The sequence below is a fragment of the Sulfitobacter sp. HI0027 genome (genome assembly GCF_001634775.1).
In the GTDB taxonomy this organism is placed as follows: Bacteria; Pseudomonadota; Alphaproteobacteria; order Rhodobacterales; family Rhodobacteraceae; genus Sulfitobacter.
In genome coordinates this window covers 1-367 of the sequence record NZ_LWER01000270.1, presented here as the reverse complement: position 1 = coordinate 367, position 367 = coordinate 1, and the positions used below count along the sequence as shown (strand labels likewise).

At 61.9% G+C, this 367-nt stretch carries 1 pseudogene; it reads right to left on the bottom strand.

The features are described 5' to 3' along the window. Positions 1-367: pseudogene (locus A3722_RS24340) on the bottom strand (lactonase family protein); the annotation flags it as partial.

Here is a 367-nt window from a genome sequence, read left to right as displayed (position 1 = left end):
TGGAACAGGCTGACCCCTTGGTCGGCCCCGCTGACCGCCACATAGGCTTGGTCCCCGACCATCAAGGTCTCCATCACGGTGATATCGTCAAAGCGCGTATCAAGATCGTCTAAGACATGATCGCTCACCCGCATGGCCCCGCCTTCATCCAGTGCCACGACGCTCAGCGATCCGCTGCCTGCGGCGGCCACCAGCAGATAGTTTTGCCCGCCTGCGGAGACCCCCTCAAGCTGGGTGATGTTGCTGACCCAAAGCCCGTCTTCGACCTCAAGACGGCCCACGGCATTCAACTGGCCTGAACTGCTCAGCCGAAAGGCACTGATCCCCGCCTCATCGCCCGAAGAGGCGGCATAGACATAGCGCAGCC